This is a genomic window from Streptomyces sp. NPDC058335 (assembly GCF_042723915.1).
In the GTDB taxonomy this organism is placed as follows: domain Bacteria; phylum Actinomycetota; class Actinomycetes; order Streptomycetales; family Streptomycetaceae; genus Streptomyces.
The window spans coordinates 48,666-73,286 of record NZ_JBHXHX010000028.1; the positions used below are offsets into that span (position 1 = coordinate 48,666).

Consider the following 24,621-nt stretch of genomic DNA (forward strand, 5'->3'; position numbering starts at 1 on the left):
TGCCAGATTCGCCCGTCACGGAAATTGAGCCAGAGCCTGTTCTCATGAACAAAGCCACCCAGCATTGCGGGACGGGGCCGGCAACGCGAACAGATACACATCGTCGACGCCCACACCGTTGCCCGAGCAGGGCCAACACCCGCCACCCGCCACCCGCCCGCGCCCGGATCCGGTGCAGGCGGCGGCTACCGACCGCCTCGCCCGTTCGAGGAGGTCGGCGGCCGAGGACGGTCCGAGGGTGCCGCCGGACCGTGGCCGGGGCGTCGCGCCGTGTCCGCCGCCGAGTCCATGCGGACAACTTCCGCCTCCTGCGGCACCGGCCCGAGCCGGACCGGCCCAGGCCAGCCCTGAGCCGCGCCCGCCGGGCCGGTCACAGATACTGGGGCAATGGGCAAGATTGGGCACTATGTCCCAGCGGGCCGACGGGCCGACCGCCTGCTACCGACGGCCGGACCGCCGGAAGCCGGCCCGAAGGCTCCACACCAGTCGGCCGGCCGACGTCTGCTGTCGTTGCGGAAACCGCGCAGCGTCGCCGGCCAGGTCTTCCTGCTGCAGCTGGTGGTCGTCCTCCTGCTCATCGCCACGGCCGTGGTGGCGCTCGTGATCCAGGACCGTAACCGCGCGATCCAGGAAGCCGGCGACCGGTCACTGGTGGCGGCCGAGTCGTTCGCGAATGCCCCGGGCACCGCGGAGGCGATGGAGAGCGACGACCCGACGGCGGCACTCCAACCAGATGCCGAGACGGTGCGCAAGAACACCGGCGTCGACTACGTCGTGGCGTTGAGCCCTTACGGCTTCCGGTGGACGCACCCGGACCCGGACCAGATCGGCAAGCACGTCTCCATCACCTACGGCCAGGCACTCGAAGGCGAGCCCCACCAGAACACGTTCGACAGCAGTCTGGGGAAGGCGGTCGACTCGACGGTGGCCGTCTTCGACGAGGACGGGACCGCCGTCGGCCTCGTCACCGTGGGCGTCACGGTGGACAAGGTGACCAGTGTGGTGCAGGACCACCTGCCGGTGATGTTCGCCGCCGGCGGTATCGCGCTGCTGCTGGCCGCGGGTGGATCGGCGCTGGTCAGCGGGCGTTTGCGGCGCCAGACCCATGGTTTGGGGCCGGTGGAGATGACCCGCATGTACGAGCACCACGACGCGGTGCTGCACGCCGTCCGTGAAGGCGTGATCATCCTCGACGGTGGCGGCAAGTTGCTCCTGGTCAACGACGAGGCGCGCCGACTGCTCGCACTGCCGCCGGATGCCGAGGGCAGGCCGGTCACCGAACTCGGGCTGAGCCCCGCACTGGCCGGACTGTTGAGATCGGGCCGGGCGGCCACGGACAAGGTCTTCCTGGCCGGGGACATCCTGCTCGCGGTCAACGTCCGGCCGGTGGGCCTGCAGGCGGGCAGCGTGGCCACCCTGCGGGACACCACGGAACTGCGTGCCCTCGCGGGCCGGGCGGACGTGGCGGGCGGGCGCCTGCAACTGCTCTACGAGGCCAGCACACGGATCGGCACGACCCTCGACATGAAGCGCACCGCCGAGGAGCTGACCGAGGTGGCGGTCCCGCGTTTCGCCGACTTCGCCACCGTCGAGCTGGTGGAGCCCGTTCTCCAAGGTGGTGAACCGACGGGCGTGAGCATGGAAATGCGTCGTGTCGCTACCGCGGGTATCCGGGGGGACGCACCCCTTCACCCTGCCGGGACGCTGATCCGGTACGTGCCCGGCAACCCCGTGGCGATCGGTATGACGTCCGGCCGGCCGGTCCTGGTGACGCACCTCGCCACGGCCGACGGATGGCGGGCCCAGGACCCGGAGCGGGCCCAGAAGGTCATCGAATCCGGTATCCACTCCATGATCTCGGTGCCGCTCCGGGCCCGAGGCCAACTGCTGGGGGTGGTGGAATTCTGGCGTTCCGAGCAGGACCCCTTCGAGCCGGACGACCTGTCCCCCGCCGAGGAACTCGCCGCCCGGGCGGCCGTGTGCATCGACAACGCGCGTCGATACACCCGCGAGCACACCACGGCCGTCACTCTCCAGCGCAGCCTGCTGCCCGGCGCACTCCCCGAGCTGTCCGCCCTGGAGGTCGGGCACCGCTACCTGCCGGCCCAGGCGGGGGTGGGCGGCGACTGGTACGACGTCATCCCGCTGCCGGGAGCCCGGGTGGCCCTGGTGGTCGGCGACGTCGTCGGACACGGTCTGCACGCCGCCGCGACGATGGGTCGACTGAGGACCGCGGTGCACAACTTCGCCGCCCTGGACCTGCCCCCGGACGAGCTTCTCGCGCACTTGGACGACCTGATCACCCGGATCGACCAGGACGCGGCGGCCGAGGGCGACACCGAGGCCGTCACCGGTGCCACCTGCCTGTACGCGGTCTACGATCCGGTCTCCGGGCAGTGCGTCCTCGCCCGGGCCGGTCATCCCGGTCCCGCGCTGGTCTCGCCCGACGGCTCCGTGACCTTCCCCGACATCCCCGTCGCCCCGCCACTCGGCGTGGGAGGAGGCCTACCGGTCGAGACGGCCGCACTCCGGCTGGCCGCCGACAGCCGGCTGGTCCTCTACACCGACGGCCTGGTCGAGGCCCGCGGCCGTGACATCGACACCGGGCTGGGCATGCTGAGGGAGGCGCTCGCCCATACGGACGGTGCCACCCCGGACGACACCTGCCGGATGGTGCTCGACGCGATGCTGCGCACCAGGTCGAGTGACGATGTCGCCCTGCTCGTCGCACGCACCCGGCTGCTCGACCCGGAGCAGGTCGAGGAGTGGGAGGTGCCCGACGATCCCGCGGCCGTCTCCCGGATCCGCGCCGAAGCCACCCGAAGGCTGGAATCCTGGGGGCTCGGCGGGACCGCCTTCACGACCGAGCTGATCCTCAGCGAACTCGTGACGAACGCCATCCGGTACGGAGCGAGCCCCATCAGCCTGCGGCTGCTGCGCGACCGCGACAGCCTGATCTGCGAGGTCGCCGACGGCACCAGCACCTCCCCGCACCTGCGCCGAGCGGCCTTCACCGACGAGGGCGGCCGTGGTCTGTTTCTCGTCGCGCAACTGTCCTGCCGCTGGGGGACCCGGTACACCGACCGAGGCAAGATCATCTGGGCTGAGCAGGCGCTCGACGCCGGAGCCGCCGGGGACCTGAGCGGTCTCCTGATGGCGGACCTGTGAAGCGGGACGGAAATCGGACCGCCGCCCCGGGATGTGCGCATGCCCGGAGCGTTCAGGAGCCGTCATCGACCGTGAAGTACGGGATCTTGGCCGGGTCCTGGCCGAAAGCGGCCCCGAGATAGACGGCCGACAGTTTCGTGAGCGTTCCGTCGTCGATCAGCTGCCTGACGATCCGGTCCAGCTCACCCTTGTTGAGTGACCCGTTCGGGTACAGGGCGCCGTAACCCTGGTCGGTCCTGTACTGGCCCACCAGGCGCACCCTGTTCTCCCGTTTCTGGGGATATGCCAGCAGAATCGTCGTGTCGTGGACGACCGCGTCGATTCCTCCCTCCTCCAGCGCCGTGACCATCTCCGGGTCGTTGGCGAAGGCGGTGACGGGCTTGGTCGGCTTGAGGCGCCTCTCGACGAACTCCTCGCCCACGGTGCCCTCGGCCACTCCGATGCGGACGTCACGGATGTCGTCTTCGCCGATCTCCGCACCGTCCCTGATCAGCACTCCCAGAGTCGAGGAGAGGTAGGGCGGGGAGAACTCGGCGACCTCGCTCCGTTCCGGGGTGATCGTGATCTGTGCCAGGGCCAGGTCGAAGTCCTTGGTCCGGCCGGACACGACCTCGGGAAAGGGGGCGTTCTCCACTTTCAACCGGTCGAGTCCGGACCGGTAGGCGATGTTGGCGGCCATGCAGTACTCGTAGCCGCCCCTGAGGGAGTCCGGCGTGTCGCCGTTCCACCAGCCGGGCGCGGGCAAGGTCGTTTTGACCGTGAGGGTGCCCGCCGTCTCGGGTGACAGGTGAAACTCACCGTAATGCCCAGAGACCGGGCAGTCGCCGTACTGAGCGCCCGACGACTCCGACCCGCCCTGGTCACAAGCCGATGTCGCGACACTGACAGCCAGAGAGACGATCGCTGCCGCGGCGCGCATCATTGCACCTCCAGTAAAGGCAGACTCTGCAATTCACCATTAATCCCCAAACCATACGACTGCCGGAGTCACGCGGGAGGACTCCGGGGCGCGCGTCGAGGTCACCCGTCTTTCGGCAGCGTCGGAGTGGCCGGCCGAATACGGGATCCTTGTCCCCGCCGCCCTGTGTCGTACCCCGGCTCGGAGCCGCTCGTCGCGCTGCCCTTGGCGCAGGCAGCGCAGCGCACAGCGGCCACGACAGCGCGTTCCGCCTACCAGGATGGGGTAGCCGGTGGGCGCAGCTGCGGAGGCGTGCGTGCGTTCCACTCCGCCAGCTCACCCATCCGTACCGACCAGGCCGGCAGACGGCGGCGGCCACGAGCCCCGAGCAACGGTCACGGTCGGGAACGCAGACTTCTGGCCGCCGTGGTGGGGGTCATGGTCGGACCGACCACGAGGCCCAGCAGCTGTGCGTAGTCGTTGCGCAGGCCGATTGCGCAGGCACCGTCAGAGCGATACGCAATCGTCTGCGCAAGCGACCGGGATCGTGCGCCGTCGGAATACGCGGAGGGATGCGCAGCCCGGCCCGTGCTGCCCGATGCCGCCTGCGCAGAGCCGGCTGTCGCGATGGGCAGTGGTCTTCTGGGCCCAGGCCGTGTCCGTCTGCGCAGTCCGCGCGGCGCGCTGTCCGCCGTGCGGCATGGGGCGTCGCTGCCGTCGTCGGCCGAGGCTCACGGCCGCCAGCGTGAACTCTTCCGAACCGACGGCCGATCTGTAATCGGCCTGTGGTCGGGCCGACCATGACCCCGACCATGAGCTTCGTATGCCCATCGTCACCGTGGTCGGGCTCTGCTGGGCGGTGGTCGGGGCGGGGCCGCCCGGCTTTCTCGAGGTCGGCAAGAACCCGTTGTGAGGGAAGGAGCCGACCCACGGGCGCGTCGTGGGCTGCGGCTGGGTGACCGCGGAGCGGCCGGGCCGAGTCAGCAGGGGCGGGGCCGGGCCGCTCGCACCGGGGTGAGCGTCTTCGTCAAGGTACGGTCGGACAGGTCGATGTGGGCCGACGGTTCACCTCGACGCGAGTATGCGCCGGTGGTCCCGGTCAGCGGCGGCCGGTGGCCAGGATGACGAGGAACTGGCCGCCGCCCGCCTCGATGCCGGCGGTCACCGGCAGCCCCGGTACCAGTCGGGAAAACCTGTCCACCAGCCAATCCGCCGCTTCTTGGGCGTCCTGCCTGGTCGGACAGCGGCCCACCATCTCGCGGCCCCCCTTGCGCTCCAGCCTCGCGGCGACGGTGATCAGCGGCGCGGGTTCGACCACGTACAGGTGGTCCGGCCAGGCGATGACCGCCTTGACCGCGCCCTTGCGGGTGTTGCACCCGCGGTGCGCGAGTCGCTCGGCGACCTTGGCCTTCCGATCCGCGGTCCGGCTGTCGACGCTGGGCCCCTGCGGGTCGTTCACCGACTTGTCGGGGTCGACCGGTTCGTCGCACACCCAGCAACGCCAGCCATCGCGCTCAGCCACTTCATCAAGGAGACTCACCCGAGCAAACTAGCGTGCCCAGCCGCCACCCCGCGCACCAGGGGCTCGGCAACCAGGCGAGCAGCCACCCGCCGGGACAGCAGTTTCGTCCCCTCTGCATCGAGGACGGCGCAGTGGTGGTGGGTCTTCCCGGCGTCGAACCCAGCTCATATCCGGCTCACCGCGCTCCCGTGCGTCGTCGTGACGGCGCTTCCCGCAGACGACCTCGCCGGCGTTGCCCTACGCGGCGATCTGTTCGCCATCCCCACTCAGCGGCCGAGTCGTCGCGCGGTGGCGGGCGGCCAAGTGCCTCGGCCACCAACGGCAATACCACCCACCCCACACCCGTCACCCTGGGCGAGCCGACCCTACGAATGGCTCGCTCGACCCCCGTCAAGAAGGTAGGGCCTCATGCGGGTGCGGCTGCTCCGGATGTGCCCGCCACCCTGACCCGTCGAGCCCCGACCGAACGCTACAAGCCACGACCTTGGTTGCACTCTGTGCGACGCCGGTCGGAGTCGAGGCTCAGGCCCCCGCCTGGATGTCCCCCCGGGTCGAGGAGGTGATCGTGTCGCCGTGCGCGAAGGCGCCCGGCGGGATCCCCGGGTGGTGCCCCTCCCGGTCCGGGGCGACCTCGGCGGCCGGGCCGAGGGCGAGGCGGGAGACGATCCGGTAGCGGTCGCCCCGGTAGAGCGAGTGAACGTACTCCACCGGGCGGCCGGTCGTGTCGGAGGTCAACCGTTCGAAAAGCAGGGCCGGGGAGAGTTCGGGCACGTCGAGCAGTTTCGCCTCGGCCCGGGTGACGACAGTGGGCTCGATCGCCTGGACGGCCTCGTGGACGTGCACGCCGTGGGTGGTGCGCAGATGCTCGTACAGGTCGCCGCTCTCCAGCTCCTGCGCGCTGAGGCCGGGCACCAGTTGGGCCCGGATGTGCAGGTGCTCGATGGCCATCGGCGCCCCGTCGACCAGCCTCAGCCGGGCCACGTAGACGATCTCGGCGGCGGGTGACATCCGCAGTTTGCGGCCGACCCGGGCCCCCGCCTGGAGGGTGGTGAACTCCAGCAGCCGGCTCGACCAGGCGCCCGCCGCCTGCGGCACGGTCAGCGGCCGGTCCCCCGCCACCAGCTCCTGGGTGATCTTGGCGGGCGCGACGAACATGCCCCGGCCGTGTTCGCGCACCAGAAGCCCGGCAGCGACCAGCTCGTCGACCGCCGCGCGCACGGTGGGCCGCGATACGCCGAGCAGGGAGCACAGGGCCCGCTCCGAGGGGATCGCGTCGCCGGGGCTGCGCGACTCGATCAGCTCCAGCACGGCATCACGCGTCCGCTCCCGTTTGAGCACCGTCCCCGGCACATCCGCGTCCATGCGATCCCTCCCGACGGGTTCGTTTTCCTTACCAGTTGACCCAGCTGCCGACCCAACTGGTTCGCTGGTCAGGCGAAGTGTAGCGCTTACCGTCGACCACCAGGATGGCCACGTGACGCGCCCATCGCCAAATGCCCCTTCGTACGCAGGGGTTGACGACCCTATTGGTCTATGCCACCTTCAACCTCCATCGAGAGGTGAGCTGTCCAGTGGACGCCACTGGTCAGGTGGTCAGGTCGGACTCAGGTCGGACTCAGTTCTGCTTTCCGAGGTGAACCGTGAAGTACCGCTTGCTTGCCGGTGGGTCTGTGCTCGTCCTGGCCGCCGCGCTCAGTGCCTGTAGTTCGCCGTCCGACTCCGCGAGCGGGGACGGACGGACGACGGTGGACGTCTGGCTGATGCGCGACAGCGTCTCGGACACCTTCCAGAAGGGGTTCACCGCGGACTTCGAGAAGCGCCACCCGAAGATCGACGTGAAGATCCAGATCCAGGAATGGGACGGCATCGGTCAAAAGATCACCGCAGCCCTGGCCAGCAACGACGCCCCGGACGTCATCGAGGCGGGCAACACCCAGGTGGCGCAGTTCGCCGAGAGCGGCGGGCTGCTCGACCTCAGCGACCGCAAGGAGGAGCTGAACGGCGAGGACTGGCTGAGCGGGCTGGCGGAGCCGGGTTCGTACGAGGGGAAGCAGTACGGCATCCCGTACTACGCGGCGAACCGGGTCGTGATCTACCGCACCGACCTCTTCGAGAGGGCGGGCATCGACGCGAGCGCCATCAAGACCCGCGACCAGTGGATCGATGCCACCGGCAAACTCAACAAGGGCGCCATGCAGGGCATCTACCTGCCTGGCCAGATGTGGTACGCGCTCGCCGGCTTCGTCTGGGACGAGGGCGGCGAACTCGCCACCGAGTCCGGGGGCAGGTGGTCCGGCGCCATGGACACCCCCGAGGCGCTGCGTGCCATGGCGTTCTACAAGGAGCTCCAGGCGCTCGGCAAAGGGCCCAAGGACTCCGACGAGGACGATCCGCCGCAGGCCGAGGTGATGGCGCAGGGGCAGGTGGCCCAGCTCATCTCCACCCCCGGCGGGGCCAACGTGATCACGGAGAAGAATCCCGACCTCAAGGGCAAGCTGGCCTTCTTCCCCATCCCTGGAAAGACCGCGGACACTCCCGGCTCAGTCTTCACCGGCGGCTCCGACCTCGTCGTACCGGCCGCCGCGGCCCATCCCGACGAGGCCGTCACTTTCATCAAGGAGCTGACCGGGGACGTCTGGCAGAAGAAGCTCGCCGTCGCCATGAGCTACGTACCCAACCGCACCTCGCTCGCCTCCGCCGTGGCCGGTGACCCGGGTGCGGCAGCCATGGCGGTCGGCGCGGCCAACGGCCACGCCACACCCAACACCCCGGGATGGGCGGCGGTCGAGGCGGAAAACCCGATCAAGGACTACATGACGGCCGTGCTCACCGGGGGCGATCCGGCCAAGGAGGCGGCGAAGGCCTCGCAGGACATCACCCGCGCCATGAACGCCGGTTCCTGACCCCGCTCCATCCGATCACCGGACAAGGAAAGGAGGCGTGCCGTGCCGGTCGTCGACCGACGGACCCCAGCGCCGCGCACACCCCGGCAGCGACCGGCCCCGCGCCTTGCGGTACGCAAGGCCCCGCCACGGCGGCGAGTATCGGCCCGGGCGCACGACGGCCTCTGGCCGTACGCCCTGATCGCCCCCGCCGTGGGCGGCATGCTCTGTCTGCTGGTCTATCCGCTGGTGCGGGCCGTCCTGATCTCCTTCCAGGACTTCCGGCTGCGCCAACTGATCTCCGGTGACGCGGAGTTCGTCGGGCTGCGCAACTACCGCACGCTGCTGGCGGACCCGCGGTTCTGGGAGGTGGTCCGCCGCACCTTCCTGTTCATGGCGATCAACGTCGTCCTGATCATGGTGATCGCCACGCTGGTCGCCCTGATGGTGGAGCGCCTGCGCCGGGCCGGGCGGACGGTGGTGCTCTGCTCGCTGGTGCTGGCCTGGGCGATGCCGGTGGTGGCGGCGACCACGGTGTTCCAGTGGCTGTTCCACTCGGAGTTCGGCATCGTCAACTGGGCACTGACCTCGCTCGGTCTCGGCTCCTTCGAGCGCTATCCGTGGTTCGCCAACGGGACCGCCGCCTTCGCCATCCTGGTGATGCTGATCGTGTGGCAGTCGGTACCGTTCGCCGCGATCACCCTGTACTCGGCGCTCACCACCGTGCCGCTGGAGCTGTACGAGTCGGCGCGGCTGGACGGGGCGGGCGCGGGGCGGATCTTCCGCTCGGTGACCTTCCCGATGCTCCGGCCGATCTTCGTGCTGGTCCTCTCGCTGGAGGTGATCTGGACGTTCAAGGCGTTCGTCCAGATCTGGGTGATGACCCGGGGCGGGCCGGGCGACGCCACCACGATCCTGCCGGTCTACGCCGTGCAGACGGCCCTCTCCAGCCAGCGCTACGACCTCGGCTCGGCCACATCGATGATCACCGTGGTCCTGATGTCCGGGGTGCTCGTCCTCTACTTCCGCCAGATGTTCCGCCAGGAGGACGAGACCTGATGAACCCGCGCACAGCACGCCCTCGACTCCGGCGCCTGCCGCTGAACATCGCCGCCACCGTGACCGTCGTGGTCTGTCTCTTCCCCGTGTACTGGATGATCTCCACGGCGTTCAAGCCGTCCAAAGACATCCAGTCGTCCGACCCGCAGCTCTTCCCGCACACCTGGACCCTCGACCACTTCGAACGGGCCGTGGACGCCGACGGGTTCGCACTGTTCTGGCGCAACAGCATCCTGGTCACGCTGGGAGCCGTCCTGCTGGCTCTGTTGGTGGCGCTGGGCGCGGCCTTCGCCGCCGCGCGGATGCGGTGGAAGGGCCGGCGGCAGTTCATGCTGATGGTCTTCATCGCGCAGATGGCGCCCTGGGAGTCCCTGGTCATCCCGGTCTACATCATCTCCCGGGACACCGACATGCTCGACCGGCTGCCGACGCTCACACTGATCTACTTCATGATCACGCTGCCGTTCACCATCGTGGTGCTGCGCGGCTTCATCGGGACGATCCCGCCTGAGCTGGAGGAGGCCGCCCAGGTCGACGGCTGTACCCGGACCGGGGCGTTCTGGCGGGTGGCGATGCCACTGCTGGCACCGGGTCTCATGGCGACCTCGCTGTTCGGCTTCATCACCGCATGGAACGAGTTCGCCTATGCCAACTTCCTGATCATCAAACAGCAGGACAACCGGACGCTGCCGGTCTGGTTGTCGTCCTTCCAGAACACCTTCGGCACCGACTGGGGCGCCACGATGGCCGCCTCCACGCTCTTCGCGCTGCCCGCCTTGGCGATCTTCCTGCTGCTGCAGCGCCATGTCACCGCCGGCTTCGCCGCCGGTGCCGTCAAGGGCTGAGGGGCCGCGGCACTCCGCCGCCGCCCACGCCCACGCCCGCGAACCGAACCCGGAGACCCCGTGCCCGCATCGCGCCCCGGCCTCGCCCTCCTCCCCCGGCCCAGCAAGGTCTCCTCGCCGGCCGGCCGGTTCACCCTCGACCGGTCCACCACCGTCCGGGCCCTCCCGGGCGCCGAACCCGCGGCCGGCCTGCTGCGATCCCTGGTCGGCCCCGCCGCCGGACTGCCACTGGCCCCGTCGCCGGAGGGCCGGGTCGTTCTCGCGCTGGACGGACAGCTCGGTGGCCTCGGCGAGGAGGGATACGGGGTCACGGTCGGCCCGCAGGAGCTCCTTCTGCGCGCCGCCCACCCGACCGGGCTGCTCCGGGGCGTCCAGACCGTCCGCCAACTCCTGCCCGCCGAAGCACTGTCGGGCGGGGCGCGGGGGTCCGGCTCCTGGGAGTTGCCGTGCGTCGAGATCACCGACGTACCGGACCGGCCCTGGCGCGGGACGATGCTGGACGTGGCACGGCACTTCCGGCCGATCGGGTATCTGCACCGGTACGTGGACCTGCTGGCGCTGCACAAGCTGAACGTCCTGCACCTCCACCTCACCGATGACCAGGGCTGGCGGATGCCGGTCGACGCCTACCCCCGGCTGACCTCGGTCGGAGCTCGGCGAGCCCGGTCGCAGAAAGGTCCGAGCGGCCCGGAGGGGGTGCGGTTCGACGCCGTACCGCACGAAGGGGCGTACACCAAGGCGGAGTTGCGGGGGCTCGTGCGGTACGCGGCGGAGCGGGGGGTCACCGTCGTGCCGGAGATCGAGATGCCCGGCCATGTACGGGCTGCGCTCGCCGCCTATCCGGCCTTGGGCAACAACCCGGCCCGAGAGCTGGACGTGTGGACCCGGTGGGGCGTCTGCGACACCGTCCTCGGCGTCCACGACGAGGTCTTCGACTTCTGCCGGGCGGTGCTGGATGAGGTCATGGACGTCTTCCCGTCGCCGTACATCCACATCGGGGGTGAGGAGTGCCCGACCACCGAGTGGGAGACCAGTCCTGCGGCCAGGGAACGCGCCGCGGCCGAAGGGCTCGCGGACCCGGCGGCGCTGCACGGCTGGTTCTTGGGCCGGATCGGGGCCTTCCTCGTGGAGCGGGGGCGGATTCCGCTCGGCTGGGCCGAGACCGGCACCGAACTCCCCCTCGACTTCACCGTGATGACCTGGCGCGACCCCTCGCACGCGCAGGCCGCCGCCCGCCGCGGCCACCAGGTGGTCGCCGCGCACCACCGGTCCACGTACCTGGACTACGCCCAGTCCGGCGACCCGTCCGAACCGGTCGCCCAGCCCGGCGTCCCCGTCACCCTGCGCACGGTCCACAGCTACGAATGCGCTCCCGCGGAATGGGCGGAGACCGAGCGAGCCCGGGTGCTCGGGACACAGGCCCAGCTGTGGACCGAGTACGTCCGCACGCCGGAGGAGATCGAGTACCTCAGCTACCCGCGGCTCTGCGCGCTGGCGGACCGTTCCTGGTCCGGCGGGCGCGGCGACTGGCCCGGGTTCGTCGAGCGGCTGCGCCACCACACCGCCCGGCTGGACGCCCTCGGCGTCCCCTACCGCCCGCTGGACGCGGAGGCGCTCGCGGCGACATACGCGTCCCCGTCCTCAGGAACAGCGCGACCCCACTCGTAACCACTCCCCCACCACCGTTCCGGAGAGGCACACGCCCGTGAACACACCAGCCAACACACCTCGCAAGAACCCCCACAGGAACAGGCTGCGCACCGCCGCCGCCTCAGCCGCCGCCGTAGCCCTGGCCGCCACCGGGCTCGCCGCACTGCCGTCCTCGGCAACCGCCGCGGCGGACGGGATCGTCGTCCAGTACCGCACCGGCGCGACCGGCGCGAGCGCCGACCAGAGCGAGCCGTGGCTGAAGGTGCGCAACGCCGGCTCCACCTCCGTACCGCTGAGCAGCGTCAAGGTGCGCTACTACTTCAAGGCCGACTCGGCCTCCGCCGCCTACCGGTTCGCCTGTTCCTGGGCGGTGAAGGGATGCGCGAACATCACCGGTACGTTCGGGACGCTCGCCTCCCCGACGCCCACCGCAGACCGGTATCTGGAGATCGGTTTCACCCCGGGCGCGGGCTCGCTGGCGCCGGGGGCGGACACCGGCGATATGCAACTCCGGTTCCACCAGGCGTCCTGGGCCTCGCTCGTCCAGTCCGACGACTACTCCTTCGGCCCCGACCGCACCACGTACGGCGACTGGTCCAAAGTGACGGCCCAGGTGAACGGCACGACGGTGTGGGGCGAGGCTCCCGTGGGCAACGGCCCGACCGACCCGCCGGACCCCACGGACCCGCCCACCAACCCGCCGGGCGACGGACCGCGGCTGTTCGACGACTTCAACTACAGCTCGCACACCGACCCGAAGATCAACGCGAACGGCTGGCGCGTACGGTCCAACTCCGGTGGTCCGGGGGTGTCGGGCGCGACCTGGGCGCCGGAGAACGTCACCTTCGCCTCCCAGAGCGGGAACTCGGTGATGAACCTGGAGACCTCCACCGCCGGGACGGGGGCCTCGACCAAGCACACCGAGTTCCTGACGCAGTCGATGAAGTTCAAGAACGGGACGTACGCGGCCCGGGTGAAGTTCAGCGACGCCCCACGCTCGGGGCCGGACGGCGACCGGATCGTGCAGACGTTCTTCACGATCAACGACCTCAAGGCGCCGATGGCGGACGACTACGCGGAGTACGACTTCGAGTATCTGCCGAACGGCGGCTGGGGCGAGCCGGCCAACATCCTCTACACCACCTCCTGGGAGACCTACCGGCCCCACCCCTGGGAGGCGGTGAACGCGCACAGCGAGTCCCGGCAGTCGTACGCGGGCTGGCACGACCTGGTGGTGATCATCGACGACAACCGGATCACGTACTACGTCGACGGGCAGCAGTTCGGGACGCACGGGGCGGCCTATCTGCCCGAGCGGCCGATGTCGATCAACTTCAACCAGTGGCTGATCGATCTGGCGGGGCAGCCGAGCAACACGCCCCGCGCCTACGACCAGCAGGTGGACTACGTCCTGCACGTCAAGGACCAGGTGCTCACCCCGTCGGAGGTGAACACGATGGTCGGGGCGTACCGCAGTGCGGGCACGACGTTCCAGGACACGGTTCCGGCCGGGTAGCGGGAGCATTCAGGGGGTGAGACCGGAACGGGGTGGGGGTCGGTGGCGGCCCCCGCCCCGCTGTCGTATGCCCGGAGCCGCCCGCGGGCGGACTTCGAAGGCGCCCTCGCCAACGGTTCCTCAGGTCCTGCCGCTCGATGGCACGGTGCGCCAGCGCGAAAGCGAGATGGTCGGCGGGCGTGGTCAGGCTCGTGTGGACGAGGTGGTCAACGCCGTCGCGCACGGCGGCGTCCAGAACCGCCGCGTGCCGCCCGACGACCTGGTCGTCCTCGGCGTAACCAGCGGAAATCAGCACCAGGGTCGACACTCCGGTGAGGTCGAGGCTCACGTGGTGTCAATCGCAGCCTTCGGTCGGTTTTCATCGGTAACCACGCTTGATCATTGACCGCGTGACCACCGGCGACAAGAAGGCAGTTCAATGTCACTCACGCACATCGGGGTAACCGCCCCCGTCGAACTCGACCCCTGCGGCCGCGAAGACCACCCCGACTGCGGCATCCGTGACGTCCTGGACCGCATCGGCGACAAATGGTCGGTGCTCGTGATCGTTGAGCTTGCGGGTGGACCGCGCCGGTTCCGTGAACTGCAGCGCGCCATCGACGGCATTTCCCAGCGCATGCTCACCGTCACCGTCCGCAGACTCGAACGCGACGGCCTCGTGCTGCGCACCGTGTACCCGACAGTCCCGGCCCAGGTCGACTACCGCCTGACCGAGACCGGCCCCAACCTGACCCACCTGGTCAAGGCACTCGCCGACTGGTCACTCGCCCACCGTGCCGTCATCGCGGAAGCACGGCAGGCATACGAGCAGACACACCCCGACCATGACATCCACTGACGACAGACCCGGTCACCTGAGAGGGATATGTCCCTGGTCAGCAGCGACTCCACGACCGCGCGCGCTCATCACGACGCGGCGGGATGCACCTGGGCGAGGACGTCCTCGGCGCCCGGGAGAAGGCTGCACCGAGACGGAGAAGGCCAGGGAAAAGGGGGCAGCCTCGAAGAACGAGACGGACAGGACGTCGAGATCGATCACGAGCGGGAGAAGCGACGACGCATCCGGCGCCGACGAGACTCCGACTGAGGAGCGCACTGGGACGCGCCAGGGTTGGGCAGATCAGCAGGTTTCACCCGGCCGCATCCTGGGGTCAGAACGGCATGCGGCCTCGGGCGCGTCGGCCGGCGGAGCCGCTGTTGCCCACCGCCTTGGAGCTGCTGCGGAAGGGCTTACTGAAGATTCGGCCCAGGATTCCGGGGGCTTTGCCCCCGGCGCGTGAACCGGCACCCAGGGTGCGCTGGGTACCGCGTTCGGGATGCCGGGACAGCCGGGGGACGAGGAAGGCAAGGACGGCCAGAACGATACAGACAGCAACGATGGCGACGATCATCATGAAGGGCTCCCGGAGGTGAGGTGTGTCTGCCGCCTGCCCCGACATCCACTGCTCATGCACCGGCCACCGGCAGCCCAAGCGCCCAGGGGTACAGTCTGCTCGCCGCTCCGCCCGCGCCGGACCGGGCACCGCGGCCTGACGTTTCCTCATCGTGTGCCGGCCAGGGAAATGCCATGACCCGTACGCAGGAGCCGACCGAGCTGCCTAGGCACGACACCCAACGAACAGGTGAACCCGCCGTCGAGGACCGCGTCGAGCGAATACGACGGCGTCTGGAGCGACTGATCGGCATCGCCGCGACGGAGGGCAATGCGCTGACCGTCCTGCGCAACGGGGACGAGATCTTCGCTGCGATGCTGGCCGCGATCCGATCAGCCGAGCACACCGTGGACATGATGACGTTCGTCTACTGGAAGGGCGACATCGCCCGCCGGTTCGCCCAGGCCCTCGCCGAGCGCGCCAGCGCCGGGCTGCGTGTGCGGCTGCTCCTGGACGGCTTCGGCAGCCGGCTGATCGAGACCGAGCAACTGCAGACGATGGAGCGGGCCGGAGTGCAGGTGGCGTGGTTCCGCAAACCGCTGTATCTCTCCCCCCTCAAGCAGAACCACCGCTGCCACCGCAAGGTCCTCGTCGTGGACGAGGAGACCGCCTTCACCGGCGGGGTGGGGATCGCCGAGGAGTGGTGTGGCAACGCCCGTAACCCGCAGGAGTGGCGTGACACCCACGTCGAAGTCAAAGGCCCCGCGGTGGACGGCATCGCCGCCGCGTTCGCCCAGAACTGGGCCGAGTGCCACGATGAACTCTTCGACCACCGGGACAGGTTCATCGAGCATCGCCCCCAAGGCGATGCCATCGTGCAGGTAGTGCGCGGTTCGGCGAGTTTCGGCTGGCAGGACATGCAGACCCTGATCCGCGTGATGCTGGAGTCGGCCGAGGAGCGCGTCCGTCTGACCACCGCCTACTTCTCGCCGGACGCATACTTCGTCGAGCTGTTGTGCGCCACGGCGCGGCGCGGGGTCGAGGTGGAGATCGTGCTGCCTGGGCCGCACACCGACAAGCGGGTCTGCCAACTGGGCGGCCAGCACCACTACGAGGATCTCACCGCATGCGGAGTGAAGATCTACCAGTACCAGCCGACGATGATGCACACCAAGGTCATCACCGTCGACCGCGTCGCCGCTCTGATCGGCTCGACCAACTTCAACCGCCGCTCCCTCGATCACGACGAGGAGGTCATGCTCGCCGTACTGGACCCGAGGTTCACCGCGACACTGGATGAACACTTCGACGAGGATGTGACGGCCAGTGAACTGATCCAGCCGGGCAGATGGAAAAGGCGCTCCATCGTCCAGCGGGCCCGTGAAGTGGCTGTCCAGCCCATCCGCCGGTTCCTGTGACGCGCTCGCGGACTCCGTGCACCGCAACTCGAGTGCTCCCGTTCGGCGCCGGTGACGCCCTGCAGGCCGACGCGGCACCCGATCTGCTGGCCGCCGTGACTGGCGGGGCCAGCGGCACCTCCGCGTGCGCGGTCCCGCGTACGTGGGCGAGTTCGTCGGCGAACAGGGAGAAGCAGTCGCCGGGCCCGATCGGGGACGGAGGCGAAGCGGAACACGGTGCCGAGGCTGAGGCGGAGTGGCTCATGACGGCCAGGGGACGGTCGGCGAGGCGCTCCTGTACGTCGACGGCCGAACTCAGCGCGGCCCAGTCGCGGGCTCGTCAAGGCCGGCGAGGCCGCTCATCTGGTCCACGAGCGTCCGGATCGTCCTCATTTTGATCAGTCGATCCAGAGCAGCATCGCGTGACCCGTGGACGCGGCGCTTGAGAAGAACCCGGCCAGGGACGTGAACAGGTCGCGGGCCCACTCAAGTGATTCCGGAGAGTCCCAGATATCCGGGTAGATCTCGGCCTTGGTGAGTTCGGAGGGATCGACGCCCTGGACGAGCTGGTCGTACGTGGTCCGGTGCAGGGTGTCAGCGGCCAGGCGCACCCGGTCCGGAGTCAGGTATCGCGGCGGTCCGTAACCCCAATGGTCGGTGGCGAGGGCTTCCTCGCCATGAACGATGTCGACGGGGAAGGCCGAGCGTTGCAGGAGGAACCCGAGCAGATGCCACGTCTGGTGTGTGGTGAAGTGCCGCGCTGCGGCCGTTGCGGGCTCGCTCTCCTCCTGCGTGTCCTGACTCTCAGCAGCGAGATCCCACGCCCATTCGGGATCGGTGAGAGCCCGCTCCAGTTCCGCAGGTGTCACGCGCAGGTACTCCCCGTTCATGCTCATGAGCGGCAGCCTATGCGCCATCTCCGAAAACGCGGACGGCTCCTCCCGCAGCGGGCATTATGCGCGGCGAAGCTTGGCCTTCTTCCGGGGATGGAATGCAGTTGTCCGTGGCGCGGGACGGACAGCATCGGCAGGAAATCGTCACGGTGGTCCGCCTGAGCTTCGAGACACACCGCGAGCCGACCGACCCGCGAAGCAAAGCAATGCCCGCCGACGCCATTCAGGGATCCGGGGCGTGCCCACTGCGGTGACTATGCGTCACGGTTATGTCGCAGGGCCTGGGTGAGCCAGGGGTACACCGGGATCAGGTTCGGTACTACCTGCCAGCCGTTGACGGTCCACACCAGCCGCCAGTATCGGTCTACCCGGGGATCGTGCGCCTCTTCGAACTGCTGGGCCATCCAGTCCCGGAATTCCGTGTCAGGGGTGCGCGCGAACACCTCGGCGAAGCGGTGCACGAGGTCGTCGATGATGGGTGCGCCCCGGTCGCCGAGCGGGTCGATGCTCGACTCCATGGCGTCGGCCACCTTCTGACGGGTGAACTCCATCAGTTCCTCGCCGGCATCGCATTCGATGTCGAGTGGGCGCCCGGCCGCCTGGCGTACGGCCGTTTGGCGCATCCGGGCACGGAAATCCTCGTCGCCGACCAGCTCGGCGAGCTCCACCCACGCGGCGACCTGCTCGCCGGTCGGATCATCGGGGAGGTCGGGGGTGGCAGCGCGAACCATGGCCACCGCGGCCGGGTCGGCATCCACTGTGCCGAAGGTGCCATCCACGAAATCGTCGATCAAACGTCGGCGTTCCTCGCCGGACAACTGCGTGAGCCTGTGCATGAGCTTGGTCTCCTCGGGACTTGACCCGCGGCTGGCCACGACTCGCAGAACGCTTCGACGCAGTCGCAGCATCCGGATCTGGACGTCCAAGGCGTCGGCGTGCGCCGCGGCGACTTCCGCCACCGAGAGCTCACGGTCCAGTACCCGTTGAATCGTGGCCAGGTCCATGCCCAACTCGCGCAGTGTGCAGAGGAGTTCCAGACGAAGCATTGCGTCGAGGTCGTAGAGCCGATAACCGGCGGGACTACGGGTGGTCGGCGCTACCACCCCCGAATCGGAGTAGAACCGGATGGTCCTCACAGACAAGCCGGTCCGCCGGGAAAGCTGCCCGATCGAGTAGAGGGTCGTAACGTCCATGTCCCCCACTCTGCTGTCTCCAGTCGCTGGAGACTCAAGGCCATTCCTCAGCCGGGCCCCGACCCGGACGTCCACCGAGTCGCTGAAGCATGCGTCGCGTGCTCTCCGCTGACCTCCAAAATGAAACGGGCACGCCTTGTACGTGCTGGGCGGGCGATGCGAGCGACATGCGACACCACTCGCCGGCGGCCTACGGCTACGAGCCCTTAGACTCAATCGTCTAGCCGACATAGTTGGCGCTCGCGTTGGGGGTCACCACGTTTACAGACGGGCTTCCCAGTCCTGGAATTCCTGGCGTGGCTCCTCGTCGTCATGCCGGTCTGTTACCTGATCTTCGGGGCGTTGCGAGGGGAACTCCGTGGACCGCTCGGACTCATGCTCCGGACGGCAGGGTCGTTCGGCTTCGGGTGCCCTGGCCATGGTGGCGTGGGCGGTGGATCACGGCCTCGGCTGGTACGTCCTGGCGGTCGGCTGGTTCGGTCATGCCGCCTGGGACTTCGCCCACCACCGGGCCAAGGCGGTGGTTCCTTCGGGCGTGGTCGGAGTGGTGCTTCGTCGTCGACCTGTTCGGCGCTTCCGCGATAGTCCTTATGGCGTAACCGTGTGTGCAGGGATTGAGCCGTTGACTCTCTCCAGACCACCGGCGAACACCTCCGCCGCGAACGTCACCAGATCCACCCGGACCGAGGCCATCTCCTCAGGAGGCACACCACACCAGTGACACCACACACCGACAGACACGTCACCTACCGAAGAAGATGACCAAGCGGCGGCCTTTCTCCCTCTGGAGTCTCGCGAGCACCTCTCCCCCGAGGGCCGCCAGGGCACCCCACTACTGCGGTGGCCGCCGCAGAACGGCTGGCAAGAAGCTGACGATTCGGCGATTACGGCAGTGCGGCCGGCTTATCGGCCGTGGGCGTCGCGGGGAAGGGGACCGACGTCAGCGTAGCGGCCGGGACGGCTGGCTGCATGACGTTGCCCCGGCCCAGGGCCGTCGATGGCCGCGAGCCTGTCGGCGATGGCGCCGGTGAGGAAGGCGTAGAGAGCGCGTAGAGAGCCTTGTGCAGGATGTCCGCGGCGAGTTCGGTGCGGGGCCAGGTCGAGGACGGGGCGCCGACGCCGGTTGCGTTCTCCAGAATCTGGTCCTTGGTGAGGCGCACGACGGTGAACTTGGCCGGGGCGAGCGGACCACGCAGCCCAGCCTGGGCCATGATCGAGCGCAGCACGCCCAGGATGGCGGCCTGGCGTAGTGCATCGCCCAGTTGACCAGCGGCTGAGTGCCGGGACGTTCGCCCAGTCCGGTCAGGCGCTGGAGGACCGGGCGGGAACGTGGGAGTCCGGCCGCCCGGTGACGACCTGCTCGATCTTCTCGCCGAGGGTCATCACGACGCCTCCGGCGGCGCCTGTGATCAGTCCCTGCCACAGAGCGCGCCTGATCATGTCCCGGCGAGTACCCGGTGCCGGCGCCTTCACCCACCCGATTGAACCGAGCTGCGTCCCGTCGCTGGGCGGCTCCGGCGTGGTAGGCGTGGAACGGCGGGCGCACCGCCGTCGAGTCTGGATCACCGTGTTCAGAGCCGTGCTCAGGCGCCTCGATCGCGAAGCGCCTCTACGGCCTGCTGGATGGACGAGTACGAGTTCCTCGGAGTTCCCCCGGACCGCATGCCGCTCGGCGGGTATCCGGCAGTGCCCTCCCCGGTTCTCCGCCATTCAGCACGGAGGCAGCCAGCCCAGCAACGGGCAGGCGGGCGCGCGGCAGGGAGGAACGAGCCGCATCAGAAGGCCTCCTGCCGAACAGCCCCTCACAGAGGTGTTCGGAGACCATGGAGGAAAGCGAAGGAGGATGCCCATGCAGCCCGCGGATCAGGAACTACTGGATTTCGACACCAGTGCACTCGAGGGCTGGGACGAGCAGCTCGTGCGAGCGGCTCTCGACGGTGAGAACGGGCCGCTGTATCGCAATCATCTGCACATCGCACTCCACCTGGACCGGTGGGCGAAGGCAGAGAGCACACGCACGGACACCGATGCACGCTATACGGCCGGTTATGTCCAGGCCCTCGAGGACATGGCCGCCTATCTCAGGCAGACCTACTACCTTCCCGAAGGCGGTGACCGCCGGTAGGCACGTACACGGCATGCCTCGTGTGCGGGCCGGTCAGCGCCGCCTGCGCAGGAGCGCCACTGCCGCCATGGCGGAGACGAGCAGTCCGGCCAGTGCTGTGAGCACTTTCCTGGCCTTGGTCGTGAGGCCGCGGGAGCCGAGCGTGTCCCGTGCCCGGTCGAAGAGACTCAGCGGTACACCCAGCACCGCGTTGCCCGGTGGCCGACGGGGGACGACGGGATGGGGATGGGTGGGTGCGGTCTTGCGGACGGCCTCCCACGCCGCGCCGAGGCGACGCAGTTGAGCGGCGTCCAGCGTGTCCTGCAGCTGGGGCAGCAGCAGGTCCTCCTCGTCCCTGATGTCCTGCCGTATCAGAGCGAAGGCCCGCCGCACCTTCTCCTCGCGCTCCGGATCCACCGGCTTGAGGCGCTCGATGTCGGCCACCAGATCGTTGATCTGCTGATGCTCGTCCTCGACCCGGGCCGTCAGCTCCTGACCGTCCACGACGCAGCGCCGTACGGCCGGCCACAGCACGGTCTCCTCCGCGAAGGCATGACTGAAGACCAGCTGGACGATCTCCTTGAGAACCCGCTCACGACCCTCACCATCGGCCATCGTCTGATGCTCGCTCATCAGCCGGTCCATCTCGACGTGATCACGACGCTGCCGGGCCAGGATACTTTCCCGGCCACCCAGTTCCTCGACCGTCTGCTCCGCGATAGTCGTCATGGATCGCTCCCTTCCGTGGACCGGCGAGGTCGCCACCCGCCTCGTGGCCAGGGCCGCCCCGGTAGGGCCACGAGTACCCGATAGGGCCGCGCACACCGCACACATGGAAGAACACCTGCTCGGCGGCGCCTTGCGTCGGCCATCAGCTGCTCAGCCTGGGTGAGTACCCCGTGCGACTCGCGACGGTCGTCGAGCTAGGTGAGGGCGAGCACGTTTCCGCGCCGACGATGTCCAGCGCCCGTGGATCGGCCCCAGCCCTTGCTCGTGTCCCGGCAGCCCGTACGCCAGGTCACCACGGGCTGGCACTCCGCTCGTGAGCCGGGTCGGCGGACACGGACGGGATGCGCACCCAGGCCGCCAAGTCCTCAAGGAGAGCGTCGACGGCCCCATGCAGGTAGTGGTGGACCGCGTGCCCGGGTTCGCCTCATGCCGTTTCCCCAGTTGCTGTGTGCTCCGTGGTCGGACGCGGGTCGGTGGAGGGGTGCCGGGACAGCGCGCGCAGGCGTTGCCGCAGGACGTTCCGCAATGCGTCGAGTCCCTCGCCAGTACGGGCGGACACGGCAACGGCATCGGGATGCTCGCGCCGCAGCATGGTCATGTCCTCGGGTTCGGCGAGATCCGCCTTGTTCAGCACCAGCAGCTCCGGGACGCCGTCGGCCCCGATGTCACCCAGCACTTTGCGGACGGTGGCGATGTGCTCGGTCGCCTCCGGCGAAGAGGCGTCGATGACATGCAGGGCCAGATCCGCCTGGACCACCTCCTCCAGAGTCGAGCGGAAGGCGTCGACCAACTGGTGCGGAAGATGACGGACGAAACCGACCGTGTCGGTGAGCGTGTAGGTCAGTCCGTCAGGGGTGCGGACCTGCCGCACGAGCGGGTCGAGGGTGGCGAACAGGACGTCGGCGACGTCGGCGTCCGCGCCGGACAGCCGGTTGAGCAGCGCCGACTTGCCGGCGTTGGTGTAGCCGGTGATCGCCACCGAGGGGACGCGGTTGCGCGCACGCTGCTGTCGCGTCACCTCTCGTCGCCGGGCGGTGCGGCGCACCTGCTCGCGCAGTGCGCGCATCCGACGCCGCAGATGGCGTCGCTGTATCTCCAGCCGCATCTCGCCGCGTCCCCGCACGCCGATACCCGCCCCGCCGGCGACCCGGCCGCCACCGATCCGCGACATGTCTCGGCCACGGCCGCGCAGCCGCGGCAGTTCATAGGCGAGCTGGGCGAGCTCTACCTGTGCTTTGCCCTCGGAGCTGCGCGCGTGCTCGCCGAAGATGTCCAGAATCAGCCCCGTGCGGTCCACGACGCGCACCCCGACGCTCGCCTCCAGGGCGTGGACCTGCGCGGGAGTGAGCTCGCCGTCGGCGATCACCAGATCGGCGTGCCTGGCATCGACCAGCTCCGCCAGCTCGGCCACCTTCCCCGAACCCAGATACGTCGCCGGATCGGGATGGTTGCGGACCTGCACCAGCCGGTCCACCACAGCTATTCCGTCGGTCGCGGCCAAGCGCTCCAGCTCGTCCAGGAAGTCCGTCCCGGAGGGGCCTGGTTCGACCGGCTCGGTGAGACCGAGCAGTACCGCTCGCCACTGCCGCGCCTGCGTTTCGCCTCCTCGGCCGGCCCCGACCGCATGCTCATTGATCAACCAGGTACCTGGCACTTTGCGTCTCCGTCTCTGGCCGAGGCGCGCAGACGCGAGTGAGGCATCGACGCACCGGGATGTCACAGCACCTCGCTCACGCAGCTGTACCGCCGCGACCCCGTATGCCGGGGTTCCGCCGAGTACCCCTGCGCACCGTGCCTACGAGCGGGCGGCCTTTCAGCTCCGTCCGCGGTCGCCGGGCGTGCGGCGGGAATGACGGACACGAGGGCGCAACCTGCACCGGTCATGCGTGAGGAGCCTGGCGTCGGCCAGACATACGCCAGGCACATGTAAGAACCGGACAGACGCCAGGCACATGTGAGTAGGGGCCGCGGTCAGCTCGAGGAAGGCCGGTCAGGGCGGTGTAGGGGCGGGTACGGAGGGCAGTCTCCGTGCACCGTGCAGCAAGGGCCTGCGTAGGGATTGGGCCGCACGATCGTCCGCGGTCAAGAGAAGCGGCCGGGGCACTCTCCCCCGAACCCGCACCCAGCTCGACCATCGGCTTCGACGCTGTCGTCGTGCTTGGTGGATCGGGTGGGCCATCGCGCTGTCGGGGTCTCCCGACCGGTCGGCCGACCCCGTCGCTTCCACCCCGCAGCAGCTCGGTTCAGGACGACCGCCGATGGCGCACGCGCTGTGTCGGGCGCGCTCTTCGGGTAACTCGTCCCGTGTTCCAGTCAGCCGCAGGGACGACACGGCAACGGCAAGAAGGCGAGCACGCCCATGGAACGTGGCAGCAATCCGGTGAGTCGCCGCAAGGACGACGAGATGAAGCACGAGTTGCAGGGCTACCTGAGGTCCGGGCAGCACACACACGTGGAAGAAGCCGTCGATCCAGAACCGGAGGCGGATGACGACATCCGCGTCACAGTGAGCGGGCCCGTACCCCCGCCAGGGCCGGAAAGGGATCGCGCCCAGCAGGAGGCCGTGCAGCGGGAGCTGCATCTCGACATGGCCCGCCACCTGGACCGCACTGTCTTCCCGGCCGACCGCGGCAGCGTGCTGCGTGCGCTGCGGGAACGCCAGGCACCCGACGCACTGGTACAGGCCGCGCAGGGCCTCCCGGAAGGGGGCACCTACCGGAATGCCCACGAGATCGTGGCCGCTCTGCGGCCCTGACCAGCCGGAGCTGTCTGTAATCCTCAATTCGGCAACGCGCAGAAAGGCACATTCCATGTCCAAGGAAAAGACCGAGGCAGGCGTACCTGAGCATGACGCACTGCCGCTGCCGGACTACGACCATCTTCCGCTGGGCAGTCTGCAACATCGCATCCGCACCCTGGACGAGGTGGGCCTGCGCGCGGTGCTCGCCTACGAGGAAGCGCACGGGCACCGGCTCCCCGTACTGGAGACGCTCCGGCACCGGCTGCAAGGGCTGCAGGAAGGGGCGGAGCCATCAGAGGGCTCGCCTCTCGCAGCTGCGCCGGAGCACGCGCCGCCGGCTGACGCCACGTCCGCGGTTTCACCGGTGACGGCAGGCCCCGCAATGAATCCGCCCTCTCACGGCACGCCCGAGAACCCCGCTCAGCCCCGTTCCACGGGCTGACGGTGCACCGCCGTCCCAGAAAGGGGGCTTCCGCCCGCACCGGGCAGCCGATCATCAGGTCGTGGATCGTGGACGCGGTGGTCGGCCCGGCCATGTGCCTGGGCAAGCCGGCACCAGTGTCGCCGCCGACGACACCGTGCAGGCGGCGTAGGCCGACAGGGACGTACCGCCGGGGCGGCCGGACCGAAAGGTTCTGGCCGCCCCGACGGT

22 protein-coding genes are annotated in these 24,621 nt (G+C 69.2%); 12 read left to right on the plus strand and 10 right to left on the minus strand.

Annotated features, from left to right (window positions below; all coding sequences use genetic code 11):
* The first annotated feature begins 387 nt into the window (after positions 1 to 387).
* A complete protein-coding gene (locus ACFWJX_RS36890) occupies positions 388 to 3,168 on the plus strand; it encodes a SpoIIE family protein phosphatase (protein ID WP_383250882.1) in 2,781 nt (926 codons plus the stop codon).
* A gap of 52 nt (positions 3,169 to 3,220) precedes the next feature.
* On the opposite strand, the gene ACFWJX_RS36895 is transcribed toward ACFWJX_RS36890, so the two are convergent.
* From ACFWJX_RS36895 to ACFWJX_RS36905, 3 genes are all read right to left on the minus strand, one after another.
* Positions 3,221 to 3,913 (minus strand): ABC transporter substrate-binding protein, encoded by a 693-nt coding sequence (locus ACFWJX_RS36895; RefSeq protein ID WP_383250884.1) that lies wholly within the window; start codon positions 3,911 to 3,913, stop codon positions 3,221 to 3,223.
* Positions 3,914 to 5,165: 1,252 nt separating this feature from the next.
* Positions 5,166 to 5,606 (minus strand): hypothetical protein, encoded by a 441-nt coding sequence (locus tag ACFWJX_RS36900; RefSeq protein ID WP_383250886.1) that lies wholly within the window; start codon positions 5,604 to 5,606, stop codon positions 5,166 to 5,168.
* A 504-nt stretch (positions 5,607 to 6,110) separates the two neighbouring features.
* A complete protein-coding gene (locus ACFWJX_RS36905; RefSeq protein WP_383250888.1) occupies positions 6,111 to 6,950 on the minus strand; it encodes a GntR family transcriptional regulator in 840 nt (279 codons plus the stop codon).
* A gap of 278 nt (positions 6,951 to 7,228) precedes the next feature.
* Here ACFWJX_RS36905 and ACFWJX_RS36910 point away from each other — a divergent pair, with 278 nt between their 5' ends.
* From ACFWJX_RS36910 to ACFWJX_RS36940, 7 genes are all read left to right on the plus strand, one after another.
* Positions 7,229 to 8,491, plus strand: coding sequence for an extracellular solute-binding protein (locus ACFWJX_RS36910; RefSeq protein WP_383250890.1), 1,263 nt, complete (start codon positions 7,229 to 7,231; stop codon positions 8,489 to 8,491).
* A 42-nt stretch (positions 8,492 to 8,533) separates the two neighbouring features.
* Positions 8,534 to 9,529, plus strand: coding sequence for a carbohydrate ABC transporter permease (locus tag ACFWJX_RS36915; RefSeq protein WP_383250892.1), 996 nt, complete (start codon positions 8,534 to 8,536; stop codon positions 9,527 to 9,529).
* Positions 9,529 to 10,374, plus strand: coding sequence for a carbohydrate ABC transporter permease (locus ACFWJX_RS36920; RefSeq protein ID WP_383250894.1), 846 nt, complete (start codon positions 9,529 to 9,531; stop codon positions 10,372 to 10,374). The genes ACFWJX_RS36915 and ACFWJX_RS36920 overlap by 1 nt, the downstream gene beginning before the upstream one ends.
* A 60-nt stretch (positions 10,375 to 10,434) precedes the next feature.
* On the plus strand, positions 10,435 to 12,042 hold the full coding sequence (locus ACFWJX_RS36925) for a beta-N-acetylhexosaminidase (protein ID WP_383250896.1): 1,608 nt from the start codon (positions 10,435 to 10,437) through the stop codon (positions 12,040 to 12,042).
* A 37-nt stretch (positions 12,043 to 12,079) separates the two neighbouring features.
* Positions 12,080 to 13,540 carry a cellulose binding domain-containing protein gene (locus tag ACFWJX_RS36930; RefSeq protein ID WP_383250898.1) on the plus strand — a complete coding sequence of 487 codons (1,461 nt, stop codon included), beginning with the start codon at positions 12,080 to 12,082 and terminating at the stop codon, positions 13,538 to 13,540.
* Positions 13,541 to 13,685: 145 nt separating this feature from the next.
* Positions 13,686 to 13,925, plus strand: coding sequence for a hypothetical protein (locus tag ACFWJX_RS36935; RefSeq protein WP_383250900.1), 240 nt, complete (start codon positions 13,686 to 13,688; stop codon positions 13,923 to 13,925).
* 33 nt (positions 13,926 to 13,958) lie between these two features.
* Positions 13,959 to 14,378 (plus strand): winged helix-turn-helix transcriptional regulator, encoded by a 420-nt coding sequence (locus ACFWJX_RS36940; RefSeq protein WP_383250902.1) that lies wholly within the window; start codon positions 13,959 to 13,961, stop codon positions 14,376 to 14,378.
* A 313-nt stretch (positions 14,379 to 14,691) separates the two neighbouring features.
* Here ACFWJX_RS36940 and ACFWJX_RS36945 read toward each other — a convergent pair whose 3' ends face one another.
* Positions 14,692 to 14,934, minus strand: coding sequence for a DUF6411 family protein (locus tag ACFWJX_RS36945; protein WP_383250904.1), 243 nt, complete (start codon positions 14,932 to 14,934; stop codon positions 14,692 to 14,694).
* A 173-nt stretch (positions 14,935 to 15,107) separates the two neighbouring features.
* Here ACFWJX_RS36945 and ACFWJX_RS36950 point away from each other — a divergent pair, with 173 nt between their 5' ends.
* Positions 15,108 to 16,331: a phosphatidylserine/phosphatidylglycerophosphate/cardiolipin synthase family protein gene (locus ACFWJX_RS36950; protein ID WP_383250906.1), complete on the plus strand. Its 1,224-nt coding sequence runs from the start codon at positions 15,108 to 15,110 to the stop codon at positions 16,329 to 16,331.
* Positions 16,332 to 16,708: 377 nt separating this feature from the next.
* On the opposite strand, the gene ACFWJX_RS36955 is transcribed toward ACFWJX_RS36950, so the two are convergent.
* From ACFWJX_RS36955 to ACFWJX_RS36970, 4 genes are all read right to left on the minus strand, one after another.
* Positions 16,709 to 17,206: a YfbM family protein gene (locus ACFWJX_RS36955; protein WP_383250908.1), complete on the minus strand. Its 498-nt coding sequence runs from the start codon at positions 17,204 to 17,206 to the stop codon at positions 16,709 to 16,711.
* A gap of 251 nt (positions 17,207 to 17,457) precedes the next feature.
* Entirely contained in the window at positions 17,458 to 18,396 is a 939-nt protein-coding gene (locus ACFWJX_RS36960) for a MerR family transcriptional regulator (RefSeq protein WP_383250910.1), read from the minus strand.
* Positions 18,397 to 19,280: 884 nt separating this feature from the next.
* A complete protein-coding gene (locus ACFWJX_RS36965; RefSeq protein ID WP_383250912.1) occupies positions 19,281 to 19,622 on the minus strand; it encodes a hypothetical protein in 342 nt (113 codons plus the stop codon).
* A 76-nt stretch (positions 19,623 to 19,698) separates the two neighbouring features.
* Entirely contained in the window at positions 19,699 to 19,836 is a 138-nt protein-coding gene (locus ACFWJX_RS36970) for a hypothetical protein (protein ID WP_383250914.1), read from the minus strand.
* A gap of 409 nt (positions 19,837 to 20,245) precedes the next feature.
* On the opposite strand from ACFWJX_RS36970, the gene ACFWJX_RS36975 reads away from it, so the two are divergent.
* Entirely contained in the window at positions 20,246 to 20,521 is a 276-nt protein-coding gene (locus ACFWJX_RS36975; protein WP_383250916.1) for a hypothetical protein, read from the plus strand.
* 33 nt (positions 20,522 to 20,554) lie between these two features.
* Here ACFWJX_RS36975 and ACFWJX_RS36980 read toward each other — a convergent pair whose 3' ends face one another.
* The gene (locus ACFWJX_RS36980; protein WP_383250918.1) at positions 20,555 to 21,229 is read right to left on the minus strand and encodes a hemerythrin domain-containing protein; all 675 of its coding nucleotides are present in this window, start codon (positions 21,227 to 21,229) and stop codon (positions 20,555 to 20,557) included.
* Positions 21,230 to 21,653: 424 nt separating this feature from the next.
* Positions 21,654 to 22,868 carry a GTPase HflX gene (hflX, locus tag ACFWJX_RS36985; RefSeq protein WP_383250920.1) on the minus strand — a complete coding sequence of 405 codons (1,215 nt, stop codon included), beginning with the start codon at positions 22,866 to 22,868 and terminating at the stop codon, positions 21,654 to 21,656.
* 720 nt (positions 22,869 to 23,588) lie between these two features.
* On the opposite strand from hflX, the gene ACFWJX_RS36990 reads away from it, so the two are divergent.
* Both ACFWJX_RS36990 and ACFWJX_RS36995 read left to right on the plus strand, forming a co-directional pair.
* Entirely contained in the window at positions 23,589 to 23,984 is a 396-nt protein-coding gene (locus tag ACFWJX_RS36990; protein ID WP_383250922.1) for a DUF2795 domain-containing protein, read from the plus strand.
* Positions 23,985 to 24,039: 55 nt separating this feature from the next.
* Positions 24,040 to 24,411 carry a hypothetical protein gene (locus tag ACFWJX_RS36995; protein ID WP_383250924.1) on the plus strand — a complete coding sequence of 124 codons (372 nt, stop codon included), beginning with the start codon at positions 24,040 to 24,042 and terminating at the stop codon, positions 24,409 to 24,411.
* Positions 24,412 to 24,621 lie beyond the last annotated feature (210 nt).

Excerpts from the sequence above, each read along its gene's own strand:
- ACFWJX_RS36950 (WP_383250906.1), top strand. The coding sequence starts at position 15,108 with ATGACCCGTACGCAGGAGCCGACCGAGCTGCCTAGGCACGACACCCAA.
- ACFWJX_RS36940 (WP_383250902.1), top strand. The coding sequence starts at position 13,959 with ATGTCACTCACGCACATCGGGGTAACCGCCCCCGTCGAACTCGACCCC.
- ACFWJX_RS36995 (WP_383250924.1), top strand. The coding sequence starts at position 24,040 with ATGTCCAAGGAAAAGACCGAGGCAGGCGTACCTGAGCATGACGCACTG.
- ACFWJX_RS36975 (WP_383250916.1), top strand. The coding sequence starts at position 20,246 with ATGCAGCCCGCGGATCAGGAACTACTGGATTTCGACACCAGTGCACTC.
- ACFWJX_RS36955 (WP_383250908.1), bottom strand. The coding sequence starts at position 17,206 with ATGAGCATGAACGGGGAGTACCTGCGCGTGACACCTGCGGAACTGGAG.
- ACFWJX_RS36990 (WP_383250922.1), top strand. The coding sequence starts at position 23,589 with ATGGAACGTGGCAGCAATCCGGTGAGTCGCCGCAAGGACGACGAGATG.
- ACFWJX_RS36980 (WP_383250918.1), bottom strand. The coding sequence starts at position 21,229 with ATGACGACTATCGCGGAGCAGACGGTCGAGGAACTGGGTGGCCGGGAA.
- ACFWJX_RS36960 (WP_383250910.1), bottom strand. The coding sequence starts at position 18,396 with ATGGACGTTACGACCCTCTACTCGATCGGGCAGCTTTCCCGGCGGACC.
- ACFWJX_RS36970 (WP_383250914.1), bottom strand. The coding sequence starts at position 19,836 with ATGATCAGGCGCGCTCTGTGGCAGGGACTGATCACAGGCGCCGCCGGA.
- ACFWJX_RS36890 (WP_383250882.1), top strand. The coding sequence starts at position 388 with ATGGGCAAGATTGGGCACTATGTCCCAGCGGGCCGACGGGCCGACCGC.
- ACFWJX_RS36920 (WP_383250894.1), top strand. The coding sequence starts at position 9,529 with ATGAACCCGCGCACAGCACGCCCTCGACTCCGGCGCCTGCCGCTGAAC.
- ACFWJX_RS36905 (WP_383250888.1), bottom strand. The coding sequence starts at position 6,950 with ATGGACGCGGATGTGCCGGGGACGGTGCTCAAACGGGAGCGGACGCGT.
- ACFWJX_RS36945 (WP_383250904.1), bottom strand. The coding sequence starts at position 14,934 with ATGATGATCGTCGCCATCGTTGCTGTCTGTATCGTTCTGGCCGTCCTT.